Below are 16,146 nucleotides of genomic sequence, written 5' to 3'. Positions count from 1 at the left end.
GATGACGACGACGCCGACGAAAGCTCCACTCATGAATGAACCGAAGATTTCCGCCCGTAACGTGCAGGTTTATTACGGCGAAAAGCACGCCATCAAGGATGTCAATATCGATATCCGCCCTCGGTCCGTGACAGCCTTCATCGGTCCGTCGGGCTGCGGCAAATCGACGTTCCTGCGTTGCATCAACCGGATGAATGACACGATCGCCAACTGCCGTGTCGAGGGCAACATATCGATCGACTCGGAGAACATTTACGATCCCAAGGTGGACCCGGTTCAGCTGCGCGCCAAGGTCGGCATGGTGTTCCAGAAGCCGAACCCTTTCCCGAAGTCGATCTACGAGAACGTCGCCTATGGCCCGCGCATTCATGGTCTGGCGCGAAAGAAGTCGGAGCTGGACGATATCGTGTCTTCGGCCCTGCAGAAGGCAGGACTGTGGGGCGAGGTGAAGGATCGTCTCGACAGCCCAGGTACGGGCCTTTCCGGCGGTCAGCAGCAGCGCCTGTGCATTGCGCGCGCCGTTGCCGTCAGCCCGGAAGTGATCCTGATGGACGAACCCTGTTCGGCGCTCGATCCGATCGCCACCGCCAAGGTCGAGGAGCTGATCCACGAACTGCGCGAAAACTTCACGATCGTCATCGTGACGCACTCGATGCAGCAGGCGGCCCGCGTATCGCAACGCACTGCCATGTTCCATCTCGGAAACCTGGTTGAGGAGAACGATACCGACAAGATGTTCACCAATCCGGATGACCAGCGTACGCAGGACTACATCATGGGCCGCTTCGGCTGATCGCCGGTTGCGGGCCCTTTCTGACAATCTGAGGATAAGACCATGTCTTCGACACATATCCTGTCTGCCTATGACGACGAACTGAAATATCTGAGCCGCCGGATTTCGGAGATGGGCGGGCTTGCGGAGCAGATGTGCGCGGATGCAGTGCGGGCACTGGTCAATTCCGATGCCGCCCTTGCCCAGAAGGTGATCTCCGACGACGTGATCCTCGACCATGCCGAGCGCGATATCGGCGACAAGGCGATCGTGACGATCGCCCGCCGCCAGCCGGTTGCGGGCGACCTGCGCGACATCGTCGGATCGCTGCGCATCGCCTCCGATCTGGAGCGGGTCGGCGACCTCGGCAAGAACACTGCCAAGCGGGTGATCGCGGTGCAGGGCACCGGTGTGCCGCGCAAGCTCGCGCGCGGCATCGAGCACCTGTCGGACCTGGCGCTGACGCAGCTGAAGGAAGTGCTGGACGTCTATTCTAGCCGTTCGGCCGAGAAGGCGGAGGCGATCCGCATCCGCGACGAGGAAATCGACGCGATGTACACGTCCCTGTTCCGCGAGCTTTTGACCTACATGATGGAAGATCCGCGCAACATCACCACCTGCACGCATCTTCTGTTCTGTGCCAAGAACATCGAGCGTATCGGCGACCACGCCACCAACATCGCCGAGACGATCTACTACATGACGACCGGCGCCCAGCCGGAAGGCGAGCGTCCGAAGGACGATACGTCGAACACGCTCGGCGCGATCACGGAATAATGGCGCCGAATGACGATGGAATGGTGACGGAGCTAAGACGGAATGCAGCCGAAGATCGCGGTCGTGGAGGATGAGGAGGCGCTGAGCGTGCTTCTTCGCTACAACCTTGAAGCGGAAGGTTATGAGGTGGAGACGATTCTGCGCGGGGATGAAGCCGAGATCAGGCTTCAGGAACGCACGCCGGATCTTCTGATCCTCGACTGGATGTTGCCCGGTGTTTCCGGCATCGAACTCTGCCGGCGGCTGAGGATGCGGCCGGAGACGGAGCGACTGCCGATCATCATGCTGACGGCGCGCGGCGAGGAGAGCGAACGGGTCCGCGGGCTTGCGACCGGCGCCGATGACTATGTCGTAAAGCCGTTCTCGACGCCGGAACTGATGGCGCGAGTGAAGGCGATGCTGCGGCGCGCGCGTCCGGAAGTGCTGTCGAGCGTCCTGCGCTGCGGCGACATCGAGCTGGACCGGGAGACGCACAGGGTGCATCGCAAGAGCCGCGAAGTGCGGCTCGGCCCGACGGAGTTCCGGCTTCTGGAATTCCTGATGGCCGCGCCCGGCCGGGTCTTCTCGCGCTCGCAGCTTCTCGACGGGGTGTGGGGCCACGACATCTATGTGGACGAGCGCACCGTCGACGTGCATGTCGGACGCCTCAGGAAGGCGCTCAACTTCTCCAACATGCAGGATGTCATCCGCACCGTCCGCGGCGCCGGATACTCGATGGAAGGACACTAGGGAGAGCACCGCGATGGGAGCGCGAGTTGTCGTGGTGATCGATGGCGATGAAACGCTGCGCGAAGTGCTGCGGTTCTCCCTTGTCGATGAAGGTTTCGACGTGACGCTGCTTTCGGCGGGCTCCGAGCTGATGGAGCGGTTGGTTTCGAGCCTTCCCGATGTACTGGTGCTGAGTTCGTCCCTTCCGGGGCTGAATGGCATCGAGATCTGCCGAAGACTTCGTACCGAACCAGCAACGATGCGGGTGCCCGTGGTCCTGCTTGTTCCGGCGGAAAGCGAGAGCGACAGGCTGACGGGTCTCGCTGCCGGCGCGGATGACTGCCTCGTAGAGCCATTCCCCTCCGTCGAGCTTGCCATAAGGGTGAAGAACCTTCTTCGCCGCATGCATCCGAATCTTCTGAGCCATATGATCAGGGTCGGAGACCTGACCCTCGACCGCGAAGCACACAGGGTCCACAGGCAGAAGAAGGAAGTCAGGCTCGGCCCCACCGAGTTCCGGCTTCTCGAGTTCCTGATGCGGTATCCGGGACGGGTCTATTCGCGGACGGAGCTGAAAAGGTCGCTCTGGGGTGATGGTGCAACCGTGGACGAGCGCGCCGTCGACGTGCACATCGGTCGCCTCCGGAAGGGCATCAGCCTGGGCAAGGCTGACCAGGTGATCCGGACCGTCCGCGGAGCGGGCTACGCCCTCGGCGACGTCTGAATTTTCTCGCGATCGTTGGAAGGCCTATGCTGCTTTTCTTTAGGGCTTCGCCGAGGGGCCTGCATCTCCTGTTTGTCGTGTCTTGTCAGGCCTGCGAACCACCGAAAGGTCCAGCTGCTGGTCTTGTTGCTCTGTAGCGGGCGAAGGCGATCGCTCCGAACAGGCCGACGGCCGCCGCGCCTCCCAGAATGCTGATCGATACTGCCTGGCCGACCCCCCAAGTTCCCAGCATGACAGCGAACGCAAAGGGGGCAAGTGCTGAGGAAAACTGGCGTGCGGCGGTCACCCAGCCGAGCCGTGCGCCATAACCGTGCCTTCCGAAAAGCTCCAGTGGAAGCGTTCCCCCGACGATGCTTGCGAGCCCCGATCCCAGACCGAACAGGATCGCGAATGCGATGAGACCGGGGAGCCACGGACTTGTCGCCATCAGGACGATAAGGGCGACGGCGAGCAATCCCGCGGAGATCACGGCGAGCACCGTCTGTGACAAGCGCCCTCCGAAGATCATGTTCAGGAGGCGGCTGGCGACCTGCGAGGGACCGAAGAGGGTGGAGACCATGAGGCCTGCCGTGCCAAGCCCAAGTGCTGTCAGCAGCGGAACCATGTGGACCAGCACGGAGGCCAGCACGAATCCTTCCAGGGCAAAGCCCGCAAGCATCAGAATAAAGACGCCACTGAACGCGGGGCCGGCTTCAGGCTGAACGGCCATCGCTCCGGATTGATTTACTGATGCCCGTGGTTCGGGCACGTCGCGGGGCAGTCTCCCGACCCACCAATGGATCGGAAGGCACACGGCGATATTCAGGATCGCGAAGACGAGGTAGATCTCACGCCAGCCGAGATAGTCATGCAGTGTTGCCGTGAGCGGCCAGAAGAGCGTTGATGCGAATCCCGCGATCAGCGTCAGATGGGTTATGCTGCGCTGTGGCTTGCTGCCTCCAACCTGCACGATCGCTGCAAATGCCGTGCTGTAGAGAACGAAGCTGGAGGCGATCTCCATTGCGACGAGTGAAATACCGAACGTCGTCGCATTCGGCGATGCGGCCGCGCAGCCAAGCGAGATGGCGGCAGCAAGCGAACCGGGGACCATGAGCCGGCCGGCTCCGAACCGGTCCGCCCAGTTTCCCGCTCTCGGTGCGAACAGTCCGCCAACCAGCAGCGCCACCGATAGCAGCCCGAAAAGCCTGTCTTGTTGGATGGAGAAGTCTCGTGCCATGTCCGGCGCGAGGATGCTGAAGGAATAATAAAGGGTACCGTAGCCGATGATCTGTGTTGCGCCGAGCGCCCAGATCAGGCGCGCGGGAGCTTTCCGCTCGGTCATTCTGCAGGTTCCACATCGTTCCGTTCCACCGCAGTGGATGTACCACAGCCACAACCAGCTTTGCCATCAGTCTTGGCCTTCATGTCGGCGATGCAGCACGCGTCGACTTCAGAAAGAGCAGGACCACCGCAGCAGCCACCGGACGCTGCCTCTGCGAGCACTGGATTGGTTACGCTGCAGACACCGGTTTCCGGGAGAACGAGATGCACCTCGCGGGCGGCGTTGCTGTCGCCTGCGAGTTCCGCCACGGCCGAGCGGACCTGCTCGTACCCCGTTGCCATGAGAAATGTCGGCGCGCGCCCATAGGATTTCGAACCGACGATGAAGAAGCCGGGTTCCGGTTGGGTCAACTCGACCACGCCATGCGGCGGCACCGTTCCGCAGGAATGCAGGTTCGGATCGATCATGGGTGCGAGACGGTGGGGGGCTTCCACGGCCGGATCGAGATCGAGCCGGAGTTCCTTCAGGATGTCGAGATCGGGACGGAAGCCCGTGGCCACCACGATGCGGTCGACGGCAAGCCGCTCATGCCGGCCGTCGTGCAAAGCCTCCACGTCGAGGCGGCCGCCATTCTCGCGGACGGACTGGACTGCGAAGGGGGCCAGCAGCTTCACGCGGCCGCTGTCGATCGCCTCCTTCGCCGCCAGCCCGAGATCGCCGCGAGCCGGAAGCTGATCGTTCAATCCGCCGCCGAGAAGACGGTCGATTCCATTGCGGCGCAGCGCCCATGATATGGCCGTGGTCGGCGCGGTCTTCTGGACTTCGAGCAACGCCAGCACCACGTTGATGGCGGAATGGCCACTGCCGACGACGAGGATCGATGCAGCGGCATAGTCCGGCTTGCCGACGCCGGATACGTCCGGAATCCCATAGGCGATCCTGCCGCCCGCTTTGCTTTCTCCGATAACCGGAAGGCCGTCCACGCCCATCGGGCTTGGGCGTCTCCATGTCCCGGACGCATCGAGGACAGCCTTCTCTTCACCAGAGGCATCGACATAGCGGATCACGAAAGGCGAAGCGCCGCGTCCCCGGCTGGTGACTTTGTCGAGGTTCTCGCGCGTCACGGCGGTCACGGTCGAACCGTAGGCGACATGTGGGGCGATTTCCGCGAGCCGGGCGAGGGGATCGAGATACCGTTCGACGATCTCCGCCCCGGTCGGCAGTTCTTCGGGATCCGGGGCAATCCAGCCCGACCGGTGAAGCAGTTCGGCGGCCGAGTTCTCGATGACATAGCGCCAGGGCGAGAAGACACGCACGTGCCCCCAGGCCCGCAGCGACGTTCCCGCCGACGGCCCGCTTTCCAGGACCAGTGGACGGAGGCCGCGCTTCATAAGCTGCGCTGCCGCGGCGAGACCCACGGGACCCGCACCTATAACTGCTATGGGTAGCTTCGAAGGCATTTACCTGTCTCCTTCCGTATTTCTAGTTAATTCGAAATATGTGGGCAAAAAAATCAGGCCACCGCGGCCGCCTCCACGTCCTCGCATCGGCCGTCCGCACAGCACTCATCGGCCAGATAGCCGATCAGCGCCGACATTGCCTTGTAGTTTGCCCGGCAGATCAGCGTCGTTCCGTTTCGCTCCTGCGTCACCAGTCCCGCATCGATCAGCTTCCTGCAATGATGCGACAGAGTCGAAGCCGGAATCTCCAGCCGCTGTTGGAGGCCGCCGACCGGGAGCCCGTCGAAGCCCGCCCGAACCAGCGTGCGGTAAATCCGCAGCCGCGTCGGGTTGCCCAGGGATTCCATCTGTGAGGACGCTATTTCGATATTCATGGAAATACCGATACCGCGCCGAGCGTGGCCCGTCAAGCACTTCTGCCGGACGTGCTTCCTTGCCAAGCCCAAGGCATGCAATGCCGGTGCTGCCAGGTCCTTACAACGATCCCGATTGTTCACAATTAAGGCGGCGGTCGAATGTGCCCCGTTTTTCATCAGACGCTTTACATTTCTGTTTTTGTATCGTAATGAAGGTGTCATTCGTTTTCCGAATTATAGGTCGCTCGTGACGCTCTCTGGTTCATCCTTGCACCGACCAGCTTCGCTCGAAGATCTCGAGCGCAGGCTTCAGCTCGATCTCCTGTGGCTCAACCAGCCGCCGAAGGCCTGGCTTCCTAGGACCGAAGTCGATAGTGCCGAGGTTCTGGACGTGGCCGTAATCGGGGCCGGTCTCTGCGGGCTGGTGACGCTGGCCGCCTTGAAGAAGGTCGGCATCTGCAATGTCCGCGCCTTCGACCGCGCTCCGAAAGGGCGGGAGGGCCCCTGGATCACCTATGCGCGGATGGAGACGCTGCGTACCCGCAAAGATGCCGCGGGGCCGGCGCTCGGCATCCCGTCGTTGACTTTCCGTGCGTGGTTCGAGGCGCAATATGGCGCTCAGGCCTATCTCGATATGGGCCTCATTCCACGTCCCATGTGGATGGACTATCTCGTCTGGTATCGGCGGGTCCTCGATCTCGACGTGGTCAACGACGCCACCCTGTCGGCAATCGGCTTTCGCGAAGATGGCCTGATCGCTCTGGACTTCGAAAGGGCCGGAGCGAAGGAGCAGGTTCTCGCCCGCCGCGTGGTTCTGGCGACCGGCCTCGACGGGCTCGGCGCTCCGACGCTTCCAGATGTCGCCGCCCGCGTGCCGTCGCGCTTCGTGAAACACGGCGCCGATGTCATCGACATGGCTTCCTTGAAGGGCAAGCGCGTTTCTGTCGTCGGCGCCGGCGCATCGGCGATGGACAATGCCGCAGCCGCCCTGGAGGCGGGTGCTGCGCGCGTCGACATCTTTGTGCGTCGTGCCGATATCCCGCGCGTCGACAAATTCACCGGGGTCGGCAACCAGGGCATGACGCAGGGTTATGTCGGCCTGCCGGATGCGGACAAGTGGACCTATATGGTTGCCGGCGAACGGGCCCAGATCCCGCCGCCGCGCCACAGCGTGCTGCGCGTCTCGCGCCATCTGAACGCCTTCTTTCATCTGGCAAGCCCGATAAGTGAGCTCGTCGAGGCCGGCGATGCGGTGGACGTGGTGACGCCGAAGGGGCGTTACCGGACCGATCTGGTGATCTTCGCGACGGGTTTCTCGGTCGATTTCGGCAAGCGGCCGGAATTTTCCGCGCTCGCCGGCAAGATCCTGCTCTGGCGCGACGCTTACACTCCGCCCGCCGGGTGGGAGCATGAAGGTGTTGGTTCGACGCCCTATCTCGGCCCTTCTTTCGAATTTCTGCCGAAGCCGGGGCTCGATCCCGGTCTTGCCGCCTCGGTCTCGCGGGTCGCCTGCTTCGCCTATCCGGCGGTTCCCTCGCACGGAAAGATCACCAGCGGGATACCTTCGATCAGCGATGGCGCGGCGCGCTTGGCGACGGGTCTCGCACGGTCGCTCTTCGTGGAGGACCGGACCTACCATCTCGATCGCTTTCTCGCATTCGATACGCCGGAACTTCTGGGCGACGAATGGACGGACGCGGATATTGACGAGGACATGAGCATTGCCAATGGATGAACGACGTCCGGAGCTTCAGATTTTCTACGGCATCTCGTCGCCATGGGCCTATTTCGGCGCCCAAAGGGCGGTTGCGATTGCCCGTGAGAATGACGCAGGCGTGCGGCTCAGGCCGATCCGCATCATCGAGGCGAATGGCGGCATCCCGCTGCGCAAGCGTCCCGATGCGCGCCAGCTCTACCACGAGGTCGAACTGCGCCGCTGGCGGGACTATCTCGGCATGCCGCTTAACCTGAAACCGAAATTCTACCCCTGCCGCACGATCGAGCCAGCCGCGCAGGCGGTGATCGCGCTCCAGAAGGCGGGCCTCGACGCGATTTCCTTCTCGTTCGCCGTGCAGCGGGCGCTTTGGGCCGAGGACCGCGACATCGCCGACCTCTCCACCCTCCGCGATATCGCGCGGGCAACGGCCGGCGAGACTGCGGCAGGGCTCGTCGCCGATCCGCAGCCGGACGATATCGTCGCGGAGTGGCACGGCAATCTCGCGGAGGCCGAGCGGCTTGGTGTCTTCGGCACGCCGACCTACGTCCTCGGCAAGGAACTCTTCTGGGGGCAGGATCGCCTGGAATTCGTCGACCGCGCCCTGAAGGCCGGCAAGACCATTGAAATGCGCAAGGAAACGGCGTGATGACCGACGCAAGAAAACTGCATGATAACGCAATCATCGTCGATGGCCTCCAGACCTGCCAGTGGAGCCGGTCGATCTTCGAGGAAATGCGCGCCGGCGGCCTGACGACCGTCAACGTCTCCTCCCTTCTCTGGGAGAATTTCCGCGAAGGGATCGGCTACGTTTCCGAGTGGAAGCGCTTCCTGCGCGAGAACGACGACATCATCCGGCCGGTCCGTACCGTCGCCGATATCCATGCCGCCAAGGCGGAAGGCAAGACCGGCATCATCATCGGCTGGCAGAACACCTCGCCTTTGGAAGACAAGCTCGACTACGTGGAGATCTTCAAGGATCTCGGCGTCGGCATCATGCAGCTTACCTACAATACCCAGAACTATTCCGGCGCAGGCTACCTGGAGGAAGTCGACAGCGGGCTCACCGGCTTCGGCAGGGAAGTGCTGGCGGAAATGAACCGCGTCGGCGTGCTCTGCGACCTGAGCCATGTGGGCGACAAGACCAGTGCCGACGTCATCGCCTATTCGAAGAAGCCGGTCTGCATCTCGCATATCCTGCCGCGGGCGCTGCGGGACGTCAAACGCAACAAGCCAGACGAATTGTTCGTCGCCTGCGCCGAAAAGGGCGGCCTGATCGGCGTCAGCCTCTTCGCGCCGGGCCTTGCCGCCGGCAACGACGCGACGGTGGAGGATTACCTCGATGCCATGTCTTACGTGATCGACCTCGTCGGCGAGGACCATGTCGGCATCGGCACGGACTTCTCGCTAGACCGGCCGCGTCCCGGTCCCTGGCTGCTTTGGGCCAACAAGGACAAGGGTACCGCACGTACGCTGACCGAATTCGGTTCGGTCAAGATATCAAAGCCCAAGGGAATCCAGCGGATGACCGAGATGCCGAACCTGACGGCCCGCATGCTGGCACGCGGCTGGGGCGAGGAACTGGTGCTCAAGCTTCTTGGCAGGAACTGGCTGCGCGTGCTCGACGCGGCCTGGACGCCGATGGCCTGATCTTCTCCGGCATGGACTGTCGGTAGGAAGAATTGCCTCGGCTTATCGAGCGGGAGACCGCGTTTGCGGGATCAGGGAACTGCATGGGGATATAAGAACACACGCCATGCCTAAAACTGGAGAGACGGACATGACGATACGCATGCAAAACGGAATTTCGCGGATGTTCCTCAGCGCCGGCATTCTTGCAGCCGGCCTTGCCGCATTTGCCGGCGCGGCCCAGGCCCAGGATGCCTCGATCAAGGGAACGGTGAACGTCGTCGGTTTTTCCGGCGTTTTCGCCGACAATTACCAGAAGTTCATCATCGCTGCCTTCAAGGAAAAATATCCCGGCATCGAGGTGACGTACCAGCAGAGCAAGAATTCCGCAGAGACGCTCGCCCTTTTGACGCTTCAGCAGGCGGACCCGAAGATCGACGTGGCCCTGATCGACGTCTCGGTCGCCATCAAGGCCAACAAGAGCGGCATTTTCGCCAAGCTCGACCCGGCCAAGGTCCCGAGCCTTGCCGAAATGCCGGACTGGGCCCGCCTCGACGGCGACAAGGCGGTCGCCTTCTCGCAGGACAATCTGGCGATCCTCTACAATACCGACAGCGTGAAGCAGCCGCCGACAAGCTGGAACGACCTGACCGACCCGAAATACAAGGGCAGGATCGCCGCGAAGCTTGGTGATACGCGCGGCGTCATCCTGCTGCCGATCCTCGACAAGCTGAAGGGCGCCGACTACAAGGACACCGTCGATCCGGCGATCGACATGCTCAAGGAAATCGCCCCGAACGTCTCGACCTGGGAGCCGGCGCCGGATTGCTACGCCGTCGTCCAGAGCGGCGAAGTCGACCTTTCCATCTGCTGGAACGGCCGCGCGCAATACCTGCACGACACCCAGGGCGGCAAGATTGCTGTTGCCGCGCCGAAGGAAGGCTCGATCGGCCAGACCAATACGATCGGTCTCGTCGAAAACTCCAAGAATGCCGAGGCGGCACAGCTCTTCATCAACTATGCGCTGGGCACCGAGGCACAGGCGACCTTCGCCGAAAAGAGCTTCTATGGACCGGTCAATACCAAGGTGACCCTGCCGGACGCGGTTGCCGCGCGCATCTACGGCTCCAAGGAAGCCCAGGCCGCCCAGATGTCGCTCGACTGGAACTTTGTCGCGGAGAAATATTCCGCCTGGATCCAGCGCATCAACCGCGAAGTCATCGCGCTCAACTGATCTGTCTTGAGGGAACTGGCCGTCATGGCTGATCATCACGTCATCATCGAAAATCTCGTGAAGACCTATCCAGGCGCCCAGAAGCCTTCCGTGGATCACGTCAGCTTCTCGCTGCCGCGCGGCGAGATGCTGGCCCTGCTCGGGCCTTCCGGCTGCGGCAAGACGACGATCCTGCGCATGATCGCCGGTCTGATCGCCCCGACATCGGGCGCGATCAGGCTCGACGGCAGGGACGTTTCCTCCATTCCCGTCTACAAGCGGAACATGGGCATGGTCTTCCAGGCCTATGCCCTGTTTCCCCACATGACGGTCGCGGAGAACATCTCCTTCGGCCTCGAAATGCGCAAGGTCGGCAGGGCCGAGCGCGAGGAGCGCGTCAGGAAGGCACTCGACCTCGTCAAGCTTGCCGGTTTTGGCGAGCGCAAGGTCAGCCAGCTTTCCGGCGGCCAGCAGCAGCGCGCGGCGATCGCTCGTTCGCTGGTGATCGAGCCGGAACTCCTGTTGCTCGATGAGCCGCTGTCGAACCTCGATGCGAAACTGCGCGATGAGATGCGCGATGAAATCCGCGACATCCAGGCACGCACCGGCGTGACCGCCATCTTCGTCACCCACGATCAGGACGAGGCGCTTTCGATGGCCGACCGTCTGGCGGTGATGTCGGCAGGCAGGCTGGAGCAGATCGGAACCCCGCGCGAAATCTTCGACCGGCCGCAGACCGATTTCGTCGCCTCCTTCATCGGTGCCGGGACCTTTTTCGAAGGCAAGGTTGCCGGGCCGGGCATGGCGGTTGTCGACGGCCTGCCGCCGCTTCGTTTCGTCGGTGAAGCCGCTGTCGGATCGCCGGTCAGGCTGATGGTCCGGCCCCATCGCCTGCTCCTCGCAGGAGAGGACGGCCAGCCGAACAGCTTTACCGGCACCGTCGAGCACATCGTCTATCGCGGTCAGATCCTGACGCTGAGCGTGCGTTGCGGCAGCCGTCTGCTGCAGGCCGATCTGCCAACGCATGCGGGTGTCCTGCCGCAGAAGGGCGATCAGGTCACCCTGACCGTCGCGCCCGAAGACGTGACCCTCATCGGTCGGGAGGCTGCATGAGCGCCGCCGTGACAGCGCCTGCAGCCGGCGCGCCGGCCGCCTCGCGAGGCATCCTCCTGCTGCTGCTTCTGCCCGGCCTCGTCGCGCTGGTCGTCACCTTCCTGCTGCCGCTCCTCTGGCTGTTCCGTGCCTCATTCGCATCTTCATCTGTCGGGGCGCTGAGCGGCGGCGACTGGACATCGGAATCCTATACGACCGTTCTGTTCGATCCGTTCTACTGGCGAGTAGCCTGGAATACGCTGGTTCTCGGCTTCAATGTCGCGATCTTCGCCGTCATCCTGTCCTATCCGATCGCGCTCTTCCTGGCCCGGACGCAAAGCCGCTTTCGGGGCGTGCTGACGGCGCTCGCGGTGGCACCTCTGCTGACGTCGTCCGTCGTCCGGACCTACGGCTGGATGGTGATCCTCGGAGACCGGGGCGTCATCAACAGCACGCTGCAGGCGCTGTCGCTGACCGATGGCGTCATCCGTCTCACCAACAACAGCTTCGGTGCCACCGTCGCGCTGATCGAAATCCTGATGCCCTATGCGATCCTCGCCATGCTCAGCGGCTTCGGCCGACTGAACGTTCAACTGGAGGAGGCAGCCGCGATGCTCGGCGCCAACCGGCTCAAGGTGTTCACGCGCATCGTCCTGCCGCTCAGCCTGCCCGGCGTGCTGACGGCGGCGCTCCTCGTCTTCGTGCTGGCGATCTCCTCCTTCGTGACGCCGCGCCTGATGGGGGGAGGGCGCGTCTTCGTCCTCGGCACGGAAGTCTTCAACGAGGCGACGGTGACGCTCAACTGGCCGCTGGCTGCGGCGCTCTCGGTCATGCTGCTCGTGCTGTTCAGCAGCATCATCCTTCTCTACCAGCGTGCGCTGCGCGCGCTCGAAGTGTGAGGTCGGCCATGCAGAACACCTCGATCCTCGGCCGCGTCGCCTGGAATACGCTGATCACGCTGCTTTATCTGTTCCTGCTGGCGCCGATCGTCATCGTTTTCATCATCTCTTTCGACACGCGCCAGTATCTCGCTTTTCCGCCGGAAAGCTTCTCGTTGGGATCCTATGTGAAGGTCTTCCACAATGCGAAGTTCATTTCGGCCTTCTGGCGCAGCCTGGCGATCGGCACGATTGTCGGCATCGTTTCGGTTTCGGCCGGCATGCTCCTGTCGCTGTCGCTGGTGCGCTACAAGTTCCGCGGCAAGGCGGCGGTGAATTTTCTCATCCTCGCGCCCTTCCTCGTGCCGCATATCGTGCTGGCCGTCGGCATCATGCTGGTCATCGCGCCGATCGGGCTGCTCGACACCTATCCCGGCATCGTACTTGCCCATCTCGGCATCACGATCCCTTACACGGTACGGACGATCACCATGAGCCTGATGGCCGTCGACACGCGCGTGGAGGAGGCCGCACTGGTGCACGGGGCGTCTCCGGCCATGGTATTCTGGCGCATCACCCTGCCGCTGGTGCGTCCCGGCCTGATCGCCGGCGCCGTGATCGCCTTCCTGATCTCCTTCGACGAGGCGACGATTTCGCTCTTCATCGTCTCGGTCAAGGCGTCCACGCTGCCGACCGAAATTTATCACTATCTCGAATATTCCACCGATCCGCAGATCGCCGCCCTTTCCGTCATCCTGATCCTGATCTCCATCGGCGTCGTGGTCGCGGTCGAAAGATTGGTCGGCCTGCGCAGGGCAATATGAGGTCGGCATGACAATCGTCGAAACAACGGGCGGTCCTGTCGAGGGTTTTCGGGAAAACGGATATCACGTCTTTCTCGGGGTTCCCTATGCCGCGCCGATCACGCCGGAGCGGCGCTTTGCGGCGCCGCAGCCGGTGGCCCGGTGGCCCGGCATCCGCTCTGCCAGGACACTCAGCGCAGTCTGTCCGCAGATCCCGACCTACGGTCCCGTAGGCAAGGCGGCCGCATCGAAACTGGAGTTCGGCACGGACTTCCTGACGATCAACATCCGGACGCCGTCGGTAACCGGTTCCGCTCCGGTACTCGTCTGGATCCATGGCGGCGGCTATGCCGTCGGTTCGGCGAACGAGGCCATTCTGCAAAGCGGCGCCTTTGCGGCCAGTGGCATCGTCGAGGTCACCGTCAACTATCGGCTGGGCGCGCTCGGCTTCCTGCATCTGAACGACGGTTCGCCGGACAATCGCGGCCTGCTCGACCAGATCGCCGCGCTTCAATGGGTTCGCGACAATATCGAAGCCTTCGGCGGTGACCCGAAGCGCGTCACCTTCGCGGGCCGTTCCGCCGGTGGCTTCGCGATCGCGGCGGTCATGGCCATGCCGGCGGCGCAGGGTCTCTTCACCAGGGCGATGCCGCAAAGCGGAGCGAGCACCGGCATTTCCACGATGGACGATGCGCAGAAGCTCAATCGTCGCATGCTCGACTACCTGCAGGTGACGGAGGCCGAGCTTCACGACATGCCCTTCGAGACCCTGCTCGTTGCGCAGCGCGATCTCTGCAACGAATCCTACGAACGGCATGACTTCGAGCGGGACGGCTCGGCCTCGATGCTGGGTGTCCCCTTCGTCCCGGTCATCGACGGCACCTCGCTTCCGCGACACCCGGAAGCCGCCGCAGCGGATGGCGAAACCATGGCCGTGCCGATGATGATCGGCTGCACGACCGGCGAATACGTGACCCATGCGACGGCGCAGCCGGACATGGATTTCGAGATCGCCGCAAGCCTGCTGCACGAACGCGTGCGGCCGATGGGGCTGACCGGGGCCGGGATCGTCGAGCGCTATCGGCGTGCGTTGCCGGATCATTCTCCACGCGGCATCTGGCGCGCCGTCGGTGGCGATCTTGTCTTCCAGAACCCGGCGACGCGCTTCGCCCGCCTGCGTGCGGTCCACCAGCCCGTTTACAAATACCTCTACGGGCCGATCGGAGCCGATGAACTCGGAGCGCCGCACGGCGCCGAAGTCGGTGAGGTCTGGTACCGGCGCGGCATGGATGTCAGCCATCTGCCGACGCGGCAGGCCGTCACCCAACCGGATTTCGCGACGGTTGTTCACGACGTCTGGGTTTCCTTCATTCGCGACGAGATGCCGACGTCGCCGGCCGGTGACTGGCCCCGCTATTCGGCCTCGCAGCCAGAGGTGCTGCATATGGATAGCAGGGATTTTCGCGTCATCGCCGACCCCTTCGATGGGCGCACCGCGCTTTGGAGCACCGCGGGCGCGTGAAAAGGATCTCGCGACCGTTCACACCGATAAGCGCCCGTTCTGAACCGGACTGGTCCGCCAAGGATAAGATGGCTATACCAACCACGTCGACGAATGCTGGAATGTCACTCGTAAGGGTGAAGACGGGAAACCCTATGCCTCCGGAATATCTTGATACGCGGCAATTGGAGGCCTTCGTGGCCGTGATGTCCATCGGCAGTATGACGGGTGCTGCTAAGGCGCTTGGAAAATCCCAGCCGGTAGTGACGAGGCTTATTCAGGAACTGGAGCAGGAACTGGGTTTTCCGGTACTGCATCGCAACGGGCCGCGGATCGCCCCGACCGAGCAGGGGGTCGCTTTTTTCTCCCAGGCAGAGCTGTTCCTCAGCGGGCTGCGCACCATCAGCGAAAGGGCCCGGCAGATCGAGACTGCTCCGGCGAAGGCGGTGGAACTTGCATCGATTCCGGCGATCGCCGCGAGTGTGATCCCGCTTGCGTTGCAGGAGTTGCCAAAGGAACTCTTTCCCGAACACGTCCATGTGCAGAGCATCGCTTCGGAGAATGTCGTCCAGGCGGTTCTGGCGCGGACGGCCGATGTGGGCATTGCCAGCCTGCCGCTCGACAATCCGGGTATCGACGTCCACTGGATCGGGGAGGTGCCATGCGTGGCCGTCGTGGCCGCTGGCGACGAACTGGCGGGGAAGGACATGCTGCAACCGGCCGATCTGCACGGCCGCCGGCTGATCGCCTCGGCAAATCCGTACCGGTTGCGGATGCGGATTGATCGCGCATTTGCCGAGCATGGCATCGAGCCGGGCGGCGTCATCGACAGCAACGCCACCTATGTCTCGCTTTCGCTGGCGCGCGCGGGGCTTGGAGTGGCGATCGTCGAGTCGGTCACTCTGAGCGGCTTGCCGATCAAGGACGTCTCCGTCATCCCCCTGAGCTTCCACGTCCCGTTCCATTGGGGCGTGATCACGGCGACGGGACTTCCGCTGTCGGCGACCGTCCGGCGATTGATCGATGCGATCGAGCACCAGGCATCGAAGCTGACCAGCTTTATCAAGCACGACAGCCTGCCGAGCATATAGGCGTGATGATGGTTGTCGCCAGACGGTGACATTTAGCCTTGAAACGAACGCGAGATGCTTGGGCGTAACCAGTATGGCTGCGCCCGGCACGTCCGTTTGAGCGCGTCGAGCGATCGCGGAGACCTTCGAAAGCAGGGCAGACGCTCGAACATCGAATCCCGAAAGCA

16 protein-coding genes are annotated in these 16,146 nt (G+C 62.9%); 13 read left to right on the top strand and 3 right to left on the bottom strand.

Annotation, left to right across the window (positions count from 1 at the left end; translation table 11 throughout):
* Position 1: 1 nt before the first annotated feature.
* From pstB to ABK249_RS14405, 4 genes are read left to right on the top strand one after another with little or no spacing between them, the layout of a single operon-like run.
* A complete protein-coding gene (gene pstB, locus ABK249_RS14420; RefSeq protein ID WP_037150284.1) occupies positions 2 to 793 on the top strand; it encodes a phosphate ABC transporter ATP-binding protein PstB in 792 nt (263 codons plus the stop codon).
* A 42-nt stretch (positions 794 to 835) separates the two neighbouring features.
* Positions 836 to 1,549: a phosphate signaling complex protein PhoU gene (phoU, locus tag ABK249_RS14415; protein WP_037150036.1), complete on the top strand. Its 714-nt coding sequence runs from the start codon at positions 836 to 838 to the stop codon at positions 1,547 to 1,549.
* A 42-nt stretch (positions 1,550 to 1,591) separates the two neighbouring features.
* The gene (gene phoB, locus ABK249_RS14410; protein ID WP_037150033.1) at positions 1,592 to 2,278 is read left to right on the top strand and encodes a phosphate regulon transcriptional regulator PhoB; all 687 of its coding nucleotides are present in this window, start codon (positions 1,592 to 1,594) and stop codon (positions 2,276 to 2,278) included.
* Positions 2,279 to 2,291: 13 nt separating this feature from the next.
* Positions 2,292 to 2,981 (top strand): winged helix-turn-helix domain-containing protein, encoded by a 690-nt coding sequence (locus tag ABK249_RS14405; protein ID WP_037150030.1) that lies wholly within the window; start codon positions 2,292 to 2,294, stop codon positions 2,979 to 2,981.
* 85 nt (positions 2,982 to 3,066) lie between these two features.
* Here the strand turns inward: ABK249_RS14405 and arsK are convergent, their stop codons facing one another.
* From arsK to ABK249_RS14390, 3 genes are read right to left on the bottom strand one after another with little or no spacing between them, the layout of a single operon-like run.
* A complete protein-coding gene (gene arsK, locus ABK249_RS14400; RefSeq protein ID WP_037150027.1) occupies positions 3,067 to 4,302 on the bottom strand; it encodes an arsenite efflux MFS transporter ArsK in 1,236 nt (411 codons plus the stop codon).
* Positions 4,299 to 5,702, bottom strand: coding sequence for an FAD-dependent oxidoreductase (locus ABK249_RS14395; RefSeq protein ID WP_348863163.1), 1,404 nt, complete (start codon positions 5,700 to 5,702; stop codon positions 4,299 to 4,301). Before ABK249_RS14395 ends, arsK begins: the two co-directional genes overlap by 4 nt.
* A gap of 53 nt (positions 5,703 to 5,755) precedes the next feature.
* Positions 5,756 to 6,076, bottom strand: a complete 321-nt coding sequence (locus ABK249_RS14390) for an ArsR/SmtB family transcription factor (protein WP_037150282.1) — start codon at positions 6,074 to 6,076, stop codon at positions 5,756 to 5,758.
* A gap of 250 nt (positions 6,077 to 6,326) precedes the next feature.
* On the opposite strand from ABK249_RS14390, the gene ABK249_RS14385 reads away from it, so the two are divergent.
* The 9 genes from ABK249_RS14385 (at position 6,327) to ABK249_RS14345 (ending at position 15,979) form a co-directional block, all read left to right on the top strand.
* Positions 6,327 to 7,793 carry an NAD(P)-binding domain-containing protein gene (locus ABK249_RS14385; protein ID WP_227702573.1) on the top strand — a complete coding sequence of 489 codons (1,467 nt, stop codon included), beginning with the start codon at positions 6,327 to 6,329 and terminating at the stop codon, positions 7,791 to 7,793.
* A complete protein-coding gene (locus ABK249_RS14380) occupies positions 7,786 to 8,421 on the top strand; it encodes a 2-hydroxychromene-2-carboxylate isomerase (RefSeq protein ID WP_227702574.1) in 636 nt (211 codons plus the stop codon). The genes ABK249_RS14385 and ABK249_RS14380 overlap by 8 nt, the downstream gene beginning before the upstream one ends.
* Positions 8,421 to 9,422, top strand: coding sequence for a dipeptidase (locus tag ABK249_RS14375; RefSeq protein ID WP_227702575.1), 1,002 nt, complete (start codon positions 8,421 to 8,423; stop codon positions 9,420 to 9,422). Before ABK249_RS14380 ends, ABK249_RS14375 begins: the two co-directional genes overlap by 1 nt.
* A 130-nt stretch (positions 9,423 to 9,552) precedes the next feature.
* Positions 9,553 to 10,635 carry an ABC transporter substrate-binding protein gene (locus ABK249_RS14370; protein WP_227702576.1) on the top strand — a complete coding sequence of 361 codons (1,083 nt, stop codon included), beginning with the start codon at positions 9,553 to 9,555 and terminating at the stop codon, positions 10,633 to 10,635.
* 24 nt (positions 10,636 to 10,659) lie between these two features.
* Positions 10,660 to 11,727: an ABC transporter ATP-binding protein gene (locus ABK249_RS14365; protein ID WP_227702577.1), complete on the top strand. Its 1,068-nt coding sequence runs from the start codon at positions 10,660 to 10,662 to the stop codon at positions 11,725 to 11,727.
* Complete coding sequence (locus ABK249_RS14360) at positions 11,724 to 12,605, top strand: ABC transporter permease (RefSeq protein WP_227702578.1); 882 nt, start codon at positions 11,724 to 11,726, stop codon at positions 12,603 to 12,605. Before ABK249_RS14365 ends, ABK249_RS14360 begins: the two co-directional genes overlap by 4 nt.
* Before the next feature lie 8 nt (positions 12,606 to 12,613).
* A complete protein-coding gene (locus tag ABK249_RS14355; RefSeq protein ID WP_227702579.1) occupies positions 12,614 to 13,408 on the top strand; it encodes an ABC transporter permease in 795 nt (264 codons plus the stop codon).
* A gap of 7 nt (positions 13,409 to 13,415) precedes the next feature.
* Positions 13,416 to 14,909, top strand: coding sequence for a carboxylesterase/lipase family protein (locus tag ABK249_RS14350; RefSeq protein ID WP_227702580.1), 1,494 nt, complete (start codon positions 13,416 to 13,418; stop codon positions 14,907 to 14,909).
* 164 nt (positions 14,910 to 15,073) lie between these two features.
* Positions 15,074 to 15,979 (top strand): LysR family transcriptional regulator, encoded by a 906-nt coding sequence (locus ABK249_RS14345; RefSeq protein WP_265105675.1) that lies wholly within the window; start codon positions 15,074 to 15,076, stop codon positions 15,977 to 15,979.
* Positions 15,980 to 16,146 lie beyond the last annotated feature (167 nt).

This window comes from Neorhizobium phenanthreniclasticum, assembly GCF_040066075.1.
Classification (GTDB): Bacteria; Pseudomonadota; Alphaproteobacteria; order Rhizobiales; family Rhizobiaceae; genus Neorhizobium; species Neorhizobium petrolearium.
This window is presented reverse-complemented; position numbering and strand designations above follow the sequence as displayed.